This window comes from Alcanivorax sp. HI0044 (assembly GCF_001634945.1).
Genome location: NZ_LWEZ01001956.1, coordinates 1 through 615 on the forward strand (window position 1 = coordinate 1; position 615 = coordinate 615).

Annotated in this window: 1 pseudogene; it reads right to left on the reverse strand. The window is 58.0% G+C overall.

What is annotated here, in order from left to right:
* Positions 1-12: 12 nt before the first annotated feature.
* Positions 13-615, reverse strand: a pseudogene (gene gyrB, locus A3730_RS29030) (DNA gyrase subunit B); the annotation flags it as partial.

Here is a 615-nt window from a genome sequence, read left to right on the forward strand (position 1 = left end):
AGCCTCAGGCGTTTATACATCCAGATTCGATACCTGCAGTGCATTAGACTCGATGAACTGACGGCGCGGGTCCACGTCATCCCCCATCAGGCAGGTGAAGATCTGATCCGCCGCAATGGCGTCTTCGATGGTCACCTGCAGCATACGGCGGCTTTCCGGGTCCATGGTGGTTTCCCACAGCTGGTCCGCGTTCATCTCCCCCAGCCCCTTGTAACGCTGGAAACTGGTACCACGGCGCGCTTGCACCATCAGCCAGTCCAGGGCTTCGGCAAAGTGGCGAATAGGCCGCTGCGACTCACCACGCTGGATGTAGGCATCGTCTGCCAGCAGGCCTTCCAGGGTTTCCCCCAAGGCCTTGATCTTCTGGTAGTCCGGGGACTGCAGAAAATCCAGAGTAACACGATATTCACGGGGTACACCGTGAGCGAGCACTTGCACACGTGGCAAGTACAGGCCTCGCTCTTCATCACGCTGGGCGGTAATCGTAAATGCCTGGGTGGCGTCAGTGATAGCATCCACGCGTTTTCCCAGGGTCTCGCACCACTGCGTCATGGCAGCTTCATCTTTCAGCGACGCCTCACTGAGTGACGGCATATAGATCATCTGCTCCAGCAC